Raw genomic sequence first — 17,754 nt, 5'->3', positions numbered from 1 at the left:
TAGATATAAAATAGAATATTTAATTATTAATTATGAGATATAGATTAATCACTTTTGTCCTACTTATAAGTCTAGGATTTAACTTACAAACTCATGCATCGAAAAAGAATGAGTTTGATAAGGTTATGAAAACTATTAGTAAAAGATACGAAACAGGTCAGGATCCAGTTAAATTGGAAAAAAATGCCAATAAGAATATGGATCTAATGTCTGCCGAAGGGGCTTTTTCGGATATAGACTATTCTGATGTTTCTATAGCTAAATGGGAACCGATAAAACATTTGGATCGTACTAATGAGATGATTCTTGCTTATACTACATTGCGATGCAAATTATTTGCAAATAAAAACTTGTACGATAAAATCGTGATGTCATTAGAGTATTGGTATGCCAAAGACCCTAAGAGTGATAACTGGTGGCACAATCAAATTGCTGTGCCTCGGGTTTTAGGTCTATCTTTGATTCAGATGAGACAAGGAAATAAAAAACTCTCAGCTGAATTAGAAAAGAAACTTATCGATCGTATGGCTGAAAATGCTGGAGATATAAAGAAACATGTAGGTGCTAATCTAACTGATATTGCTACAGACTATTTTTACAGAGCGTGTTTAACCAAAGATGCCGAAGGGTTGGAATATGCGATATCGAGAGCATTTACTCCTCTAAAACTAGTCAAGGCTGGCGAAGAGGGTATAAAATACGATTATTCGTATCAACAACATGGTGTGCAATTATATATTGGCGGCTATGGTGAAGAACTGATAAAAGGAGTGACAAATTTTGCTTTGAATCTTGTAGGTACCGATTATGAGTTGAAAGGAGAACAATTGAATATCCTTAGTAACTTTGTTCGTAATACTTTTCTAACGACTATTCGTGGACAGTTTATGCATTACAACGTAATGGGGAGAAGTGTTAGTCGTGCCGGATTATCACAAAAAACATCATTCGCAAGATTTATCAAAGATATGGTCAAAATTGATGCGGCAAATAAATCGGAGTACGAAAGTGCTTTCCAGCGAATGACGAATGAAAAAGCATCAGACTTTAAAGTTACAAATCGTAATATTTTATATCCGATTTCCGATTATTCAATTCATATACGTACGCCATATTCATTCAGTGTTCGTACAGTGTCTAATAGAACTGCTTATATAGAACATGGAAATAATGAGAATTTAGATGCTTATTTTATGACGTTTGGTGCTACTGCAATGATGCAAAAAGGAGATGAGTATAAAGATATCTTTCCTGTTTGGAATTGGACGAGAATACCAGGAGTAACTAATCCTCAGGTAGAAGAAATTCCTCAACGTAAAAAATGGGGTGTTATAGGCGTTGATAAATTTTCTGGAGGTGTATCTGATAGTTTGTACGCTGTAATGGCTTACTCACATACAGATACAATTAGGGGTAAAGCTACTCGCGCAAAGAAATCGTGGTTTATGTTTGATGGTGAAATTGTTTGTCTAGGAGCTGATATCAATTCAGAATCACCATACGCTGTGAACACTACTATCGAGCAGTCTTTATTATTGACAGATGTTAAAGTGTCGGAGAATAATAAAGAGATTAGCGTTGCTAAAGGGGAGCATCAGTTTGCGAAAGGTATTGATTGGGCTTATCATAATGGCATTGGTTACCTTTTTCCATGTGGAGGAAATGTTATAATTGGCAATCAAACACAAAAAGGATCGTGGAAATATATTAATACTAGCCAGTCTGATAAAGAGATTGCTCTAGATGTGTTTACTTTATATTTTGATCATGGTATTAATCCTCAAAATGCAAAATATGCTTATATAATACTACCGAATCAGAAATCGAGTTCGAGTGTCAATGCATATAAATCGGAAGTCGAGATAGTATCTAACACAGCTGAGATACAAGCTGTATTCAATAACGGATTGGGTATTTTGCAAACAGTATTTTACGAGGCTGGAGAATTAGACTACAATGGGATTAAAGTGAAAGTTGATAAACCATGTGTTCTGATGCTTAAAGGTACTGATAAATCTGAAGTATGCATGTATCTAGCAGACCCGGCTCAGACAAGATCGATTATTAATGCAGAAGTGACGATAGCTGGATCTAAAACTGCAATAAGAGCAGACTTTACGGATGTTGAACCTGAAATTGCAGGGTTTAATAAATACTTCAAATTGAAAAAATAGTATATCTTTATATAAAAAAGAGGATGAGTTGAAAATTTAGCAAGAAAGAGGTGTAGTCGCCTCGTTGGTTCATGCCTTTTTCTGAGATTCTGTAATACCTTGATTGTATTACCTGAATCCTTCAGATTCTTAGGTATAAATCAAGGTGTTACAGAAAGTAAATACTCATCCTCTTTTTATATAAGAGCAATGAATACAACCTTAATCATATTATTAATCTGTCTTGGCCTTTGGCTGTTATATAAAGTTCTTAATTATCGAGGTGGTGATGTAGATAACTACAATAGAAACATTGACAGCTATGATAAAGGTGAAAAGAACAAAAGTAAAAGCCGTATTTTTTCTTCCCGAAAAAGTGATTCAGATTTTTCGTCGAATCCGGCAAAGAAACAAGGCTTTTTTGCGCGACTTTTTTCAGTACAATTGCCATTCGATGATGAAGCTATAACTTGGTGTGCTAATTTCCTTATAATTGAAAAAGATGTATTAATCGGTATTCTAAGAAATACATCACAACATTACTCACATTTCAGAATAAGCAAAAGGAGTGGAGGAGTACGTATAATATCGGCTCCGAGTCCTGCTCTGATGAGTTTACAAAAGACTATTTATAAACGAATATTAGTATCAGTCAACATCCATCCGGCTGCTACTGGCTTTCGCTCAAATACATCTATAGTGCAGAATGCCAAGGCTCATTTAGGGAAAAGTCAAATTCTAAAGGTTGATATAACTAATTTCTTCGGATCGATAAAGAAACGAAAAGTTATCAAAGTATTCGAAAATATTGGTTATCCACCTAACATATCTCAAGTGTTGGCAGAGTTGTGTACGCTTGATAATAAGTTACCACAAGGAGCGCCGACAAGCCCCGTACTAAGCAATATAATTGCTAGCGATGTAGATGTTAAATTAGCTGCTCTCTCGCAAAAGAAAGAATTATCATATACTCGTTATGCTGATGATTTGACATTTTCAGGAAGCAATATTGATTTCGAAACAACTTTAGCTGAAATTGACGAGATTCTATTCAAAGAACGATTTATTATCCAGCGCAAGAAAACCCGTCACATAACAGAGAAAAGGCGTAAGATCGTAACTGGTATTTCAATCAGTTCGGGAGAGAAAATGACAATCCCAAAATCAACGAAACGAGAATTACGTAAAAATGTTTATTTCATCCAGACAAAAGGTCTTGCAGAGCATCAGCGATTTATTGGCTCAACGGATCCGACCTATTTGAAACGTATTATAGGCCAGCTTAGCTTTTGGCATATGGTAGAGCCAGATAACGATTTTGTGAAGAAGTCACTTTCAGCATTAAAAAAGTTATAACTATAAAATTATTGCTCGGTCGTTATCGATCTTTAAAAATCCTCTTTTCTCAGCCTTTCTTATCCCCCTATGGATGGCAGCATCTACGTTGGTACCGTTTCTTGCAAATCCAAAAAGTTGTGCGCATAATCTGGATAGATCCGCCGTTGGTAGGCTGATTTCATCGGTTAATACATATTTCAACGCATTAGCTACTTCTTCGGGAGGAAGATCTACAGCATCTCTTTCTCCAGTTCTGTAATAATCAAAATTGTGATATTGATTTTCGTCTACCCAATAGAAACTTAAATTTTCGGATTCAGATATATAGTAATTTTTCCAATCAAATAATTCTTCTAAATAGCTATCGATGCGCGGTCCTAGCCGAGAAATATTCCAAGCAGATAATATTCTCCTGCATAGAAGTGTCCGACTTATTGGAGCTTCGGTTTCTATAACTTTGTTTATTTGATCTAAAATAATTTTTCTATTTTCCGAAAAGAAAAATTCCTCGCTGTAACAATTGCTCGAGTCTAAGATTGTTGCTTGATATTCTCTCCTAATTTTTTCTCTATTGTCTTCTTTTACGTTTTCTTCTAATATTATATGCTCTGAAGAAATATTTTGTGTTTCGATTTCCTTATTTTTCGGATCTTCGTTGATTTCATCACAAGAATTGAGCGCTTTCTGAATTGATTCTATAACAGCATCTGGATTTTCAAACCAATCGAGAGTCCATACTTTGTAGATTTTCCATCCAAGCATTTTCAGTACACTATTTTGCACAATTTCGCGATCTCTTACCATCTTGGCTTGTCTATAATTTTCGCCATCGCATATAATACCTAATTTATATTTTGCGGGATTATTTTGATCGACAATTCCTATATCTATTTTATATCCAGATGAGCCAATATTAGTGTGAACAAGATAGCCTCTATTAGTTAGTTCTTTAGCTATGATATGATTGATAGATTCTTCATTAGAAGAAGATTGTACTTTACTTGTAATCTGTGTACCTCTTTCGGCATATTCCATGAAACGTTTCAACCCTGCTACGCCTATAGCAGATGTTCTGTTTAAATCGATCTGATCTGATCTTAATGTGGAGAATATGATCATCTCATATCTGGCACGCGAAACAGCAACATTGAGGCGACGTTCTCCTCCGAGTCTGTTTAGCGGGCCAAAATTCATGCTTACTTTACCATTCTTATCCGGACCGTAGCCTATCGAGAACAGAATTATATCACGTTCATCTCCTTGTACATTTTCCAGATTTTTCACAAAGAGTGGCTCCTCACATTCGTAGGCAAGACGCTCTAATTCGTGATCAAAAATAAAGAGATCGGACAACATATCTTCAATAAGGCTTTGTTGTACTATACTGAATGTAACGACACCAATACTTCTTTTTCTTAATTCTTTATCTTTCAGCCGACGAGCTATTTCATTGACAATTGCTTGTGCTTCAGATTTATTCTGTCTTGACTTCCCTTTGTCATAATGTCCTTCTATAGGAACAAATCTTACTTTCGATTCAATATTATCAGGCGAAGGAAATGTAAGAAGTTTATTCTCGTAGTATTCAGAATTGCTAAAAGCAATAAGACTTTCGTGTTTACTCCTATAGTGCCATAGTAAATGTTTTTCAGGCATGGATAGTGCAAGACAATCGTCAAGAATACTTTCCAGATCTTCCATTTCTATATTATCTTCATCAACAGTATTCACTGTAAAGAAGTTAGTCGGAGGCATTTGTTTGGGATCTCCAACTATAACTACATTTTTACCTCTAGCAATAGCTCCTATAGCTTCGTATGTAGGCATTTGCGACGCTTCATCAAATACAACGAGATCAAATTTATCAGCATCTACATCTATGTATTGAGCAACAGAAATGGGGCTCATCAACATACAGGGACACATTCGAGGTAAAAGGGTAGGTATTAGGTCGAATAATCTTCTGATTGATGTTCCTCTGGCATTATTTCGGATATTTCGTTGTAATATTCCTACTTCCGAGTTATGTGTCGCCTCTCTGGTAAAAGATGGAAGATTTGCGGCTAATCTGGCAAAAATTTCTTTTCGAGTTAGATGTTCGAAATCAGCAACTAATCGTTTATATTTTTCAATAGTATCATTGAATATTTGCCCATTGAATAGATCCAAACTTGGTTCTTCGGCCAGGATATAATCAATAATAGACCTGTATAAGCTCTTTTTGAATATATCTGATAGCTTCTCAGTATTAATATTCTCATTCTTGTATTGATCGGCTATGAAACCAATCTGTAAGTCTTGCATTCTTTTATGCACCAAAAGCCATTGAAACCAGTCTTTCAGTTTATCTAGGTTATTGTACCATAAATTCAATTGATACAATCCGCGCTCTAGCCAGTTATCAGATCCATTATATAAAATCTGGTTATCTATCTTTAATGTATCGAATAGTATCCCTTCTTGTATATTTAGTTTAGAGAAAAGATCAACTAATTTTGTCAAATCTGAAGCATACATGTTTTTAAATGTAGCAATTCCATCTGTAAGTTGTGAAGAAAGAGTACGTTTGATATTCGTTGCTTTCTGAATATCTTTAGTGTGATTTAAGATTAGTGAGTTTATAAAGTCTACATCTCTGACTATTTGTTCTATTATTTGCCAATCTTCTAGGCCCTTACGTCCATATTTTCCGAAAAAAAGAGATAAACTTTCTTCGTGTTTCTGGATGTAATTATCTTCTGATTGATAATCTATAATTTGGTTGAGGATTATTGGAACCCTACTTTTATCAAGTGGTTCTATTGCGTGAGTAAATAGCTGCTTACGAATAGCTCTTTGTCTTAGAAAACGAGGTATGAACCATTTATTTGCAGCTTGATTCCATTCTAATAGTAATTTCTTGGCATCAAGGGATAATAGTCTATCGGAAAAGCTTTTCAGTAATTCTTGCTTTAAATTGTCACGCTTTTTACCATGTGTACATACTTCAGTATATTCACTAGATATATTTTCGAGTTGAGGGGCTGTCAGCAAGGCTGAAGTCAATTCTGGTATTTCTAGTAATTTACCAATTAGTTGGACTACAGTTTCGGCATTTGACTTGCTTTTAGATGGCTCAAATCCAGAAAATAAATTGGAAAGTAGCTCCAGTTGATTTTTAATGTCAGCGAGTATAGAGATTGTCTCATTAATATGATTTGCAGCATCGTCTTTCAATGTTGAAGAATAATTCTCGATAAAGATGCCAGTAAGAGGATGGTTATGAGGATGTCCACAAGCTTTAGATGTTGATATTAATGCATCCAGAGCCTCATGCCATTGAAGTAGTCGGCCTTTATCCAATCCTGATAAGATATATCCAGGTATAGTAAATAATGGTTGACTATCAATCTGCTGATATTTTACGATTGCTTCATAGAGAGATATTCCGAATGGATAAACTTTATGCAATGAATTGATGTACTTGTTCATTTCTGAACGGAGGGCAAAAATACGTTCCGATTCTTGACTGAAATTTTCAGGAAAATTTGTTCTGACAATTTCAGTGGTAGTTTTAAGTTGAGATAGAACTGTTCCTTTCTTTACTTTATTAGAGTGGAGTTCCAGACAGAAAGGCGCTAGTCCAATGGCTTCCAGACGGCGTTGTACAACAGATAGAGCAGCCATTTTTTCGGCTACGAATAGTACGCGCTTACCTTTATAAAGAGCATTGGCGATAAGATTGGTGATTGTCTGAGATTTACCTGTTCCGGGTGGACCATGTAGAATGAAATTTTTTCCTTCAGCTGCTTCCCATATAGCTTCTAATTGTGATGAATCGGCACTAATAGGTAACACGACTTGATCGGGTGTAACATCTCTATCAAGATCTTGAGCGTCTATATTTATTTCGTTCAGATTCCATTCTATTTTCCCATTCATCAAGCTGGCAACTACTTTGTTTTCAATCAGCTTATGCGAATTGCTGTGGATATCATTCCACATTATGAATTTGTTAAAAGAAAAAAGTCCTAATATAGCCTGCTCTTCGACGTCCCATTTGGGTTGATTCTTTATACTATTTCTGATGATCGAGTAAATCAATTTTACATTAACTCCACTATCATCTGTTGGTAAAGGATCCAAACCTCCTATATTGATATTGAAATTTTGACGAAGCATCTCAAGCAAAGTAATGTTCATCATTGTTTCCTCTTCGCGCGAACGTATAACATAACCTTTAGCTGCTGATTTACGTATAATCTCTACAGGAAGAAGAAGTATAGGAGCATATCGTGGACGCTCACTGGCTTTAGTCTCATACCATTTCAATAGACCGAGGGCTACATAAAGTGTGTTAGCACCATTCTCTTCCATAGCAGTTCGTGAAGAACGATAAAGGTGTGTAAGTGCTTTGCTTAGTTCATTTTCGTTGAGATATGAACGGAGTCGCTTCTGCGTTAATTCAGATTTGACCAAATCAATAATGGGATCTGTACCTGATACTGATTGGTAAAGACCATAATCGAATAAAGGATTGTCCCAATCGGTTGGTTTATGCAGGATGCGAAATTCATCGCCTTGGGCTAATGCATCTTCAAATAAATCGACATTGGCTGAAATTAGCTGTAATGTGTTTTTGGTAATTCTGATATTTAGTAGATTGTTGCGTAAACTTAGATCAAGCAGTTTTCGTTCCCATAGCAATTGTTTGGTAATAACTACTTCGGGGCTAATACCCGATAAATCATAAGGATTGATCGTTTGTGGTACGGAAGTTTCGGATTTATCTACGATAGGAGTTTCTTCTTTTATTTCCCAATATTGTCCATTCAATATACGTTGCGGTATCGGTTTAATTCCAGAGAATCGACTCCTTTTTATATCTATAGCTAAAATAAAATCTTGTAGACTAATTTTACTATTTGCAATTTTGATAGCCTGATCGAAATCGGTATTTTTACCCATATTCATGCAAGTAGTTTCGACAAGAGTTATGTCATTAATCCCATCGGCTATTCTTTTACTGATTAGCGATATATCGTCAATTATATTGTCAGGAAATGTTTCTGGAACAAGCCAACCTCCCGCAAAAGCATGCCCTTGAACGACTATTATCAAGGCGTGTATTCCTATTGCCTCCAAACATGAAGCATAGAGTAATGCCATATCAAGGCATGTTCCTAGTTTCTGTGACATAACGGCATCAACAAGTCGAATTCGCTGCCCATATTCTTCAAAACTGGGAGGAACAGTACTGTAAATAATCTGTTGTTCAACAATGGCTGTATATATGGCAGCCATCTGCTTTTGTACTCGATCTGGATTTCGACTTTGATATTCATCCAATGAAGGATTTCCGGTCCATTTTTCCAAAATAAACGCTGCTCGTTTAATGATTGGCAAAACAGCAGGATGATTTGGCGTTACGAAGGCAGAAAGGATTTCGGGTAAAATATTGATACCAGACCATTGGTCATAAGCTAGTATATCAATGGGATATGTTTCTTTTGAAAGTGTTTTTTCTTTATCAACGATTTCTATGGAGATATTTCCTCTAAAACGATCTGTTAGTTGAGCGAAATAATTTGGTATAAGATTTAATTTAGGAACTTCTATTTTGAGAGTCTCTTTTGCTTTAATAGACTCGATAGCAATAGGTGCGGAAGTTGCAAATTCTGGCTCGAAGTTTAATTTAACGATCAAATTAGTCAGAGTCTCTTCTGTTGTATTTTCGATACAGATCTCACGTATAATAGAGATCATATTCTGTTGCATTGAAAAATTAACAGCAGGTAGATAAGAGAGTGTGACCTTAATTTGTACGAGTTCGTTGACCATAGTTATATTCTTTTGATATTGCCCAAATTTAAAGATACTATTTTAATGGGAGTGAATAGCTATAGGTATTTTATTATTTTAGGACTTATTGAGATAAAAGTTTTTTTCTTTGGTCTTGTGATTATATATTTGTATAAGGCTTAATGGTTATACATCGTGCGTTAATTATTTAGACCTATAGTCACTTGTATACTTATATAAATATTCTAAATAACTGAACTTAAAATTAAATGATGAAAGTCAGAGAGAAGACTGTTATCCAATTTTTTTAGAGTTGTGTGTTAAACCGATACCTCTAAAGTGAAGGCTTAGGCAAAGGATATTATATTACTCTTCATTACAAATTTAGAAAAATAGAATTCTATATAGTTTGTTGTCATCCTGATATTCAGCTATAATTAATATGACTCAATTCATATTATAAGTATGAAGTTTGTATTTGCATATTTAAATTGATGAAAGTAGATTAATAAAAAAGAGTTGTGCTAATTAATTAATAACCAATATAATGAAAAAACAAAGATTACTATTAATTTTATTTTTATTCCTTGCCAATATCAATATGTTTGGTTTCGAATACCCTATAGCAGCAAAACCTGATTCGGCATATATATTTGCTTATACAAAAGGTGATAATGAAGGAACAGGAGGCCTTTACTTTGCATGGAGTATTGATAGAAAAAACTGGAATGCCATAGGACCTGAGTTCGCTTTCGTAAAATCCGACTATAGCCGTTGGGGCTCTGAAAAAAGGATGTATTCTCCTGTTTTGTTCCAAGGACCTTCTGGCGATTGGCACGCAGTGTGGAGTTTGAACTCACATGACGGAACTTTTGCTTATGCTACATCAAAGGATTTAGTAAATTGGAAGCCACAATCTTATCCTATTGTATCAAATAATAACTGTTTAGAACCAGAACTATCTTATAGAAATGGAGTGTACACTGTTTCATGGGTTAGTGTATCTGAAAACTCTAGCGATACTACTTTTTATGCTGTAGACTCTAAAGATTTTACTACATATACTGAAGCAAGGAAAATAGCCGAAGGGGAACGTATCGGCCAGCGTCAGCATATATTACTAGCTAACAAGCAGGAGGTCGGGACGATCCACAAAGTGGCTTGGAAAGTTATAGACAATTTGAATATAAAAGTTAGTCTGACAAATTATCGCAATCAATTGTTTGGGGAAACAACAAAAGAAGACCCTATACGCTTTGCGAACCTAAAATCTGTTGATGCACACATTGTAATCAATGCCAATGAAACTAAAAAAATCAGTGACAAACTGATGGGCATTTTCTTCGAAGATATCAACTATGCAGCTGATGGTGGTATTTATGCCGAGCTGATACAGAACAGAGGTTTCGAATATCAACCGTCAGATAGAGAGGGTGATAAGAATTGGAATAGCTATAGTTCATGGAAAACTGTAGGTAATGATGTCGAATTTGTAATAGATACAAAGGATCCTATTCATGAAAATAATCCTCATTATGCTATATTATCTGTTAATAAAGTTGGTAGTGGTATAGCAAACGAAGGATTCGACGGAATTGTGTTGAAAGCAAACGAAAAATATGATTTTTCAATTTTTGCTCGTGTCCTGAAAGGTGAAAAAACAAATTTACTAATACGTTTGATAAACGATTCAGGAGAAGTTTGTGGAGAGGCAAATACAAAATCTTTGTCTCAAAATTGGAAAAAATATAATGTTGTTATTGTTGCAAAAAAAAATACAACTAATGCTCGATTAGAAGTAATTCCGCAGGGAGAAGGTTCATACGCAGTGGATATGATTTCTTTATTCCCTCAGAAAACATTCAAAGGACGTAAAAATGGACTTCGTGCAGATTTAGCTCAGGTTTTGGCAGATATGAAGCCTCGTTTTGTCCGTTTTCCTGGAGGTTGTGTAGCTCATGGTGATGGAATAGGTAATATATATCATTGGAAAAATACAATTGGCGCACTCGAAGCCCGCAAGCCACAACGAAATCTTTGGGGGTACCATCAATCGGCAGGCTTGGGGTATTATGAATATTTCCAATTTTGTGAAGATATAAATGCAGAGCCGCTTCCTATTGTAGCTGCAGGAGTTCCTTGTCAAAACTCTGCTCGTCACAATTGTGCTATCGGTGGTCAGCAGGGAGGTATTCCTATGTCAGAAATGGATGCATATATACAAGATATTTTAGATCTTATAGAATGGGCTAATGGAGATCCTAAGACAAATAAATGGGCTAAGATGCGCGCAGAAGCAGGACATCCAGCTCCATTCAATCTGAAATATATTGGTGTTGGTAATGAAGATCTTATTTCGGATGTTTTTGAAGAACGTTTTGAGATGATTTTTAAAGCTATAAAAGAAAAGTATCCAGAAATAATGGTAATAGGAACTGCCGGTCCATTCTCTGAAGGTTCGGATTATGATAGAGGTTGGGCTTTTGCTAATGAATTGCAAGTTCCGATCTTGGATGAACATTACTATCAACCACCAGGTTGGTTTATCTATAATCAAGATTATTATGATAAATATGACAGAAATAAATCTAAAGTATATTTGGGTGAATATGCAGCACATCTACCTGGCCGTCCAACAAACCTTGAGACAGCTTTGGCTGAAGCACTTTATTTGACTTCGTGTGAGCGTAATGGCGATGTTGTGCATATGACATCTTATGCCCCATTGTTGGCTAAGGAGGGACGTACGCAATGGAATCCAGACTTAATTTATTTCAATAATAGCGAAGTGAAACCTACAGTTGGCTATTTTGTACAGAAACTGTATGGCGAAAACTCTGGAGATGAGTATATCGTATCTAATATGAATGTTGATACTAATGATGATAAAGTGAGAAAGCGTATAGCCTGCTCAGTTGTTCGCGACAATAAATCAGGTGATGTAATTATCAAGTTGGTGAATATCCTTCCGGTAGAAGTAAAAGCCAAATTAGATCTTAGTTCTTTAAAACTACAAAATTCTGAGATCAAGAAAACCGTAATGGAAGGCAAACCTGACGATAGGGGAGTACGTCCGTTAGAAAGTCAAATATCTATTTCGGATATACAAAATTTAAGGATTCCGCCTTACTCTTTTGTGGTCTTAAGAGGAAACTAAATATAGTGTTATGCTAAAGTTATAAAAGAAGGATAATTAATTGGGATTGATTTAATACTAATTATTGAAGTCGTAAATCGGTATAATATGAAGTTTGATATTGAGAGAATAAACTCTCTAAATGTCAATTAGTATAATCATAATAACAAAGAAGCTAGATTACCTTAATTGCGGTAACCTAGCTTCTTTTCTTACTTAGCAATAAATTTGAGAAGACTCTCAAAAAACAATTATATTCTCGGAACATAATAATTTGAATTTAGTATATTTATATTTCATTAGAAAAACACTTATATTATTTACAAGCTTATTATGCTATCTCTATCTCATGAGAATATTTATATGATATTTTAGTTGTAACTATTGTTTTTATGATTGTATTGAATAGGCTGAAATTAAAGTAGATGATACAATTTAAGAAGCTTGGTAGTAACCTTCAATGTATAAAAGAATTTATAAAACATAAATAACATAAGAATATGAGAAAAATTATTTTAGGCTTATTTACTCTTTCTTTTCTTTTGATTAGTTGCGAAAGCCCAAAGAATACTTCAAGAGTAATAGAAACAGATGTACCAAGTAGACCAGCTGGTCAAACAGATGTTCTGCAATTAACATGTGATCCTATTCCTACAGTTCGTGTAGCTTTTATTGGACTTGGTATGCGCGGGCCTGGAGCTGTGAATCGTATGACTCACATTGATGGAGTAGAAGTTGTCGCTTTATGCGATGTTGAGAAAGATCGAGTTGAGAAGGTAAATCAGAAATTAGTTGATAAAGGTTTACCGAAAGCGTTAGAATTTTATGGTGATACTTCAGTCTGGCGCCAAGTTACGGCTTTACCTAATGTTGATCTTATATATGTTGCAACGGATTGGCTTAGCCATGCTACTATTGGTATTCAGGCTATGAAAGATGGTAAGCACGTAGCTATAGAAGTTCCGGCAGCAATGACTATGGATGAAATATGGGGATTGATAAATACTTCAGAACAAACACGTAAACATTGTATGCAATTAGAGAATTGCGTGTACGACTTCTTTGAACTAACTACTCTTAATATGGTTCAACAAGGCTTATTAGGAGAGATCGTACATGGAGAAGGGGCTTATATACATGCTCTTCAGGGCTTTTGGAAAACTTATTGGAATAACTGGCGCATGAACTATAATCGTCATCATCGTGGCGATGTTTATCCTACTCATGGTATAGGTCCGGTTTGCCAGGCTATGAATATTCATCGTGGCGATAAAATGAACTACCTTGTGTCAGTAGATGCAAAACAAATTTCGAGTGTAAACTTTATTAAAGAATCTACAGGAGAAGAAGTTGCAGATTTTAAAAATGGAGAACATACTTCTACACTGATTAAAACTGAAAAGGGTAAAACAATTCTTATTGAGCATAATGTTAATTCTCCTCGTCCATATAGTCGGATGTATCAGTTGACTGGGACAAAAGGTTTTGCTAACAAGTATCCTATCGAAGGTTACGCTTTGGATGGAAATCAACTGAATCTGAATGAAAAACTTGATCATGAGAATTTGGATGCACACAGTTATCTTCCAGATGATGTACGTAAGGCTTTGATGGAACAATATCGTCATCCAATAGTAAAAGACATTGAGGAAAAAGCAAAACAAGTCGGAGGACATGGCGGTATGGACTTTATTATGGATTATCGATTGATCTATTGTCTACAAAATGGGCTTCCTCTTGATATGGATGTTTATGACTTAGCTGAATGGTGTTGTTTAGTTCCGTTGACAGCATTGTCTTTGGAAAATGAATCAGCCCCAGTTGCTATCCCTGATTTTACTCGTGGAGGATGGAATAAGCTGGATGGTCTTAAGTTTGCGATAAAATGATTTCTGTAATGGCTATCTAAAAGATTCTCAACTTTTCAATATAATAAGAAGACGATGTAAATAAATCTATTTACATCGTCTTCTTTATTTCAATCGACAATATTTTATTTAAGAAAATAATATGATTGCTACTCATAATCTTTATTAACTTTGTAGATTATTTGGAGCTATTGGGATAATAAACTTCAAGGCGAAAGACTTGAAATCAACAATATTTTATATATGCAAGTTGAGAAAGATTTATACAACAATACATTGATTAGTCATTTAGGAATTGAGTTTATACCAACCGAAGATTCTGAAATAGTTAAGGCTACCATGCCTGTAGACTTTCGAACATGCCAACCGTTTGGGTTATTGAATGGTGGAGCGTCTATAGCTCTGGCAGAGTGTATTGCCGGACATGGGTCGTTGCAATTATGTTCAGAGAATACTTATGCTGTAGGTTCGCAAGTTAGTGCAAACCACATATCAAGTGTACCGGTTGGACAAGCTGTAACAGGTATAGGGACTTTGTTACATAGAGGTAAATCTTCTCATGTTTGGAATATAGATATTATATCAGAAAACAATAAGCTCGTTAGCAGTGTGCGTATTGTGAATTTTGTTTTTCAGAAAAAATGAATATACTAGAGAAAAAATTTGAGCAACAACTTCAACTATTAATCGAAGCAAATAAAAGTTTTGCAATTTATAAATTATCAAATACACAAAGCATCAACTTTGTAGCTCAAATAACAAATTCGCCATCCAGTGTCAAATGCTTTACAGACTTGAAAGATAAGAAAGGATTTATAATCTGTCCTTTTAATCGAACAGATCACAATCCGATCTTTATAATAGAACCAGAAATAGAAATTGAGGGGATTAGCAGTATCGTAAATAATTTAAGTAATCTATTTCCTGAAGCAGTCATTGCCGAGAAGAATCATATTGCTCACAGTAATGATATTACGGACATATCTAATGCTTCGGATGAATATGATTTATATATAGCTAACTGTAATAAATTTATTCAACCTCTTATTAAAGGAGAGTTACGAAAATTAGTATTATCCAGATCACATTCAATTCCTCTTCCATCTAATTTTTCTCCACTTCAGTCATTTATGAAGGCTACGAAGACCTATCCCAGAATGATGAATTATGTGTTTTATACTCCTCAGACAGGTATGTGGATGGGTAATACTCCTGAAATTATTCTTTCGGGACAAGACAAATTGTGGTCTACTGTCGCAATAGCTGGCACAAAATCATTACAAAGTGTGACAAATAATTCTACCGATTGGGATGCTAAAAATATAGAAGAACAAAATATTGTTGCACAATATATCCGAAATACTATAGCACCGTACGCTAAAGAGACAGAAGAAAATGGCCCTTATACTGCACAAGCAGGGAATGTAGTTCACTTAAAAACTGAATTTAATTTCTCACTTATAAATAATTTGGAAGTAGGGGAACTTCTTAAAAAATTACATCCAACACCAGCCGTATGTGGTTATCCAAAAGAAAAAGCTTTTGACTTCATTATGAGAAATGAGGGATACAACAGAGAATATTATTCAGGAATAATTGGTATACTTGACCCTGAACATAAGACGGATCTGTATGTAAATCTGCGCTGTGCTAAGATAGATAAAAAGCGGATTACGTTATATGCCGGAGGAGGAATAATGCCTCACTCGAAACCCGAACAAGAGTGGAATGAAACCCAGATCAAGATGCAAACACTTTTAAATGTACTATAACTACAATATAGAATATATTAAGATATGTATGCAAACAAACGAAATATATTAGAACTAATTTCACTTATATCAGTTTATGGAATCAGACATATAGTTTTATGTCCAGGTTCTCGAAATGCTCCATTAAGCCAAAGTTTTGCTTCAAATCAAGAATTTAAATGTTATTCGATTACAGATGAGCGTAGCGCTGGCTTTTTTGCTTTAGGATTAAGCCAATCGTTGAAAGTGCCAGTAGCAGTGTGTTGTACCTCTGGTTCCGCCTTACTCAATCTATTACCTGCAGTATCTGAGGCTTATTATCAGCAGCTACCATTATTGGTCATCTCGGCAGATAGACCAACTGAATGGATTGGTCAGATGGATAGTCAAACTATACCTCAATCCAATATGGCTAGTACAATTTTTAAAAAGAGCGTACATCTTCCTGAAATAAAAGATAATAGTCAATTATGGTATTGTAATAGGCTCATTAATGAAGCTTTGCTTAGTCTCACTCATAACAGTGATGGACCAGTGCATATCAACATTCCTCTATCGGAACCTTTATTTGACTTTTCTATAGGCGAATTGCCCACTACTCGTAAAATCACAAGGACTAAATTGGAAAGTACATCTTACCAATTACCAGAGTCTCTCGTAGTAGAATGGCAAAATGCTCAAAGACCACTTGTTATAGTTGGACAGCAACCATATTCAAAAGAAATAAACGAGACTATCCGAGCTCTATCCTATTCCTATAATAATGATTGCGTTATACTAGGAGAACAAATCGCCAATCTATCACCATATGATAATATCATTTGCAATTTCGATTCAATACTTTACGCATATCCTAATCAAGAAGAATTGAAGCCGGATTTAGTTATTTACTTTGGTGGGCATATTGTTTCAAAACGTCTTAAAACCTTTATCAGGAATAATCAACCAGAAAATTTGTGGCTTGTTTCTCCAAATGGAGAAGTTATAGACACCTTACAGTGTCTTACAACAATTATAGAAGCTCAGCCTCTAGACTTCTTGAATGCTATATTAAAAAGCAAAATATGTTCAGGAAAAATGTCATATAGATCAGCATGGAAGTCCTATTCAGCTCAAGTTGAAGAATGTTCAGGACGTTATCGCTTCTCTGATTTTTCAGATTTATATGTGATGAAACAAGCATTAAGCCAACTACCTCCTTGTAATCTACAATTAGGAAATAGCAGTATTGTACGTAATGCTCAACTATTTGATTTACCTGAGATAAAAGAAGTCTTTTGCAATAGAGGTACAAGTGGCATAGAAGGCTCTATGTCTACAGCCGTAGGATTTGCTGCCGCAAAGAAAGAGCTAACTTTCTTATACATTGGAGATCTGAGCTTTTTTTACGACATGAATGCGCTATGGAACGGACATATATCCAAACATCTGCGTATCTTAGTATTTAATAATGGCAACGGACAAATATTCAATGTACTTCCATCCTTAGAAAAAAGCGAAATCCGCGATAAATTTATCGCAGCAAAGCACAATACATCAGTCGAAGCATGGGTAAAAGATAAAGGATTTGAATATCTTTCAGTTAAGAATAAAATAGAGCTCGAAGATTCATTAATGGTTTTCAACGATATCAATATAGATAAACCTCTGATTCTGGAGGTCTTTACCGATGCTGAAATTAGTGAGAACGATTATAAAGCATATTATAAACATTTAAAAATATAAAG

Annotated in this window: 8 protein-coding genes; 7 read left to right on the top strand and 1 reads right to left on the bottom strand. The window is 35.0% G+C overall.

Features of this window, described 5'->3' with window-relative positions; translation table 11 throughout:
* Nucleotides 1-32: 32 nt before the first annotated feature.
* Both C1A06_RS14475 and C1A06_RS14470 read left to right on the top strand, forming a co-directional pair.
* Nucleotides 33-2,174: a polysaccharide lyase 8 family protein gene (locus C1A06_RS14475; RefSeq protein ID WP_101690860.1), complete on the top strand. Its 2,142-nt coding sequence runs from the start codon at nt 33-35 to the stop codon at nt 2,172-2,174.
* Between the two features lie 189 nt (nt 2,175-2,363).
* Nucleotides 2,364-3,509 (top strand): retron St85 family RNA-directed DNA polymerase, encoded by a 1,146-nt coding sequence (locus C1A06_RS14470; RefSeq protein WP_101690859.1) that lies wholly within the window; start codon nt 2,364-2,366, stop codon nt 3,507-3,509.
* Here the strand turns inward: C1A06_RS14470 and proA are convergent, their stop codons facing one another.
* Entirely contained in the window at nt 3,510-9,311 is a 5,802-nt protein-coding gene (gene proA / locus C1A06_RS14465; protein ID WP_101690858.1) for an anti-phage protein ProA, read from the bottom strand. It lies immediately after the preceding gene.
* A 508-nt stretch (nt 9,312-9,819) separates the two neighbouring features.
* Here proA and C1A06_RS14460 point away from each other — a divergent pair.
* The 5 genes from C1A06_RS14460 (at nt 9,820) to menD (ending at nt 17,752) form a co-directional block, all read left to right on the top strand.
* Nucleotides 9,820-12,429 (top strand): alpha-L-arabinofuranosidase family protein, encoded by a 2,610-nt coding sequence (locus C1A06_RS14460; protein WP_101690857.1) that lies wholly within the window; start codon nt 9,820-9,822, stop codon nt 12,427-12,429.
* Between the two features lie 479 nt (nt 12,430-12,908).
* Nucleotides 12,909-14,297 (top strand): Gfo/Idh/MocA family protein, encoded by a 1,389-nt coding sequence (locus C1A06_RS14455; RefSeq protein ID WP_101690856.1) that lies wholly within the window; start codon nt 12,909-12,911, stop codon nt 14,295-14,297.
* A gap of 222 nt (nt 14,298-14,519) precedes the next feature.
* Nucleotides 14,520-14,921 (top strand): PaaI family thioesterase, encoded by a 402-nt coding sequence (locus C1A06_RS14450; protein ID WP_101690855.1) that lies wholly within the window; start codon nt 14,520-14,522, stop codon nt 14,919-14,921.
* Nucleotides 14,918-16,048 carry an isochorismate synthase gene (locus C1A06_RS14445; protein ID WP_101690854.1) on the top strand — a complete coding sequence of 377 codons (1,131 nt, stop codon included), beginning with the start codon at nt 14,918-14,920 and terminating at the stop codon, nt 16,046-16,048. Before C1A06_RS14450 ends, C1A06_RS14445 begins: the two co-directional genes overlap by 4 nt.
* 24 nt (nt 16,049-16,072) lie before the next feature.
* Nucleotides 16,073-17,752, top strand: a complete 1,680-nt coding sequence (gene menD, locus C1A06_RS14440; RefSeq protein WP_101690853.1) for a 2-succinyl-5-enolpyruvyl-6-hydroxy-3-cyclohexene-1-carboxylic-acid synthase — start codon at nt 16,073-16,075, stop codon at nt 17,750-17,752.
* Nucleotides 17,753-17,754: the final 2 nt, after the last annotated feature.

The sequence above is a fragment of the Dysgonomonas massiliensis genome, from assembly GCF_900240225.1.
GTDB classification, from domain to species: Bacteria; Bacteroidota; Bacteroidia; order Bacteroidales; family Dysgonomonadaceae; genus Dysgonomonas; species Dysgonomonas massiliensis.
Note: the sequence above shows the minus strand (reverse complement) of the source record. Positions and strands in the feature narration are given on the sequence as shown.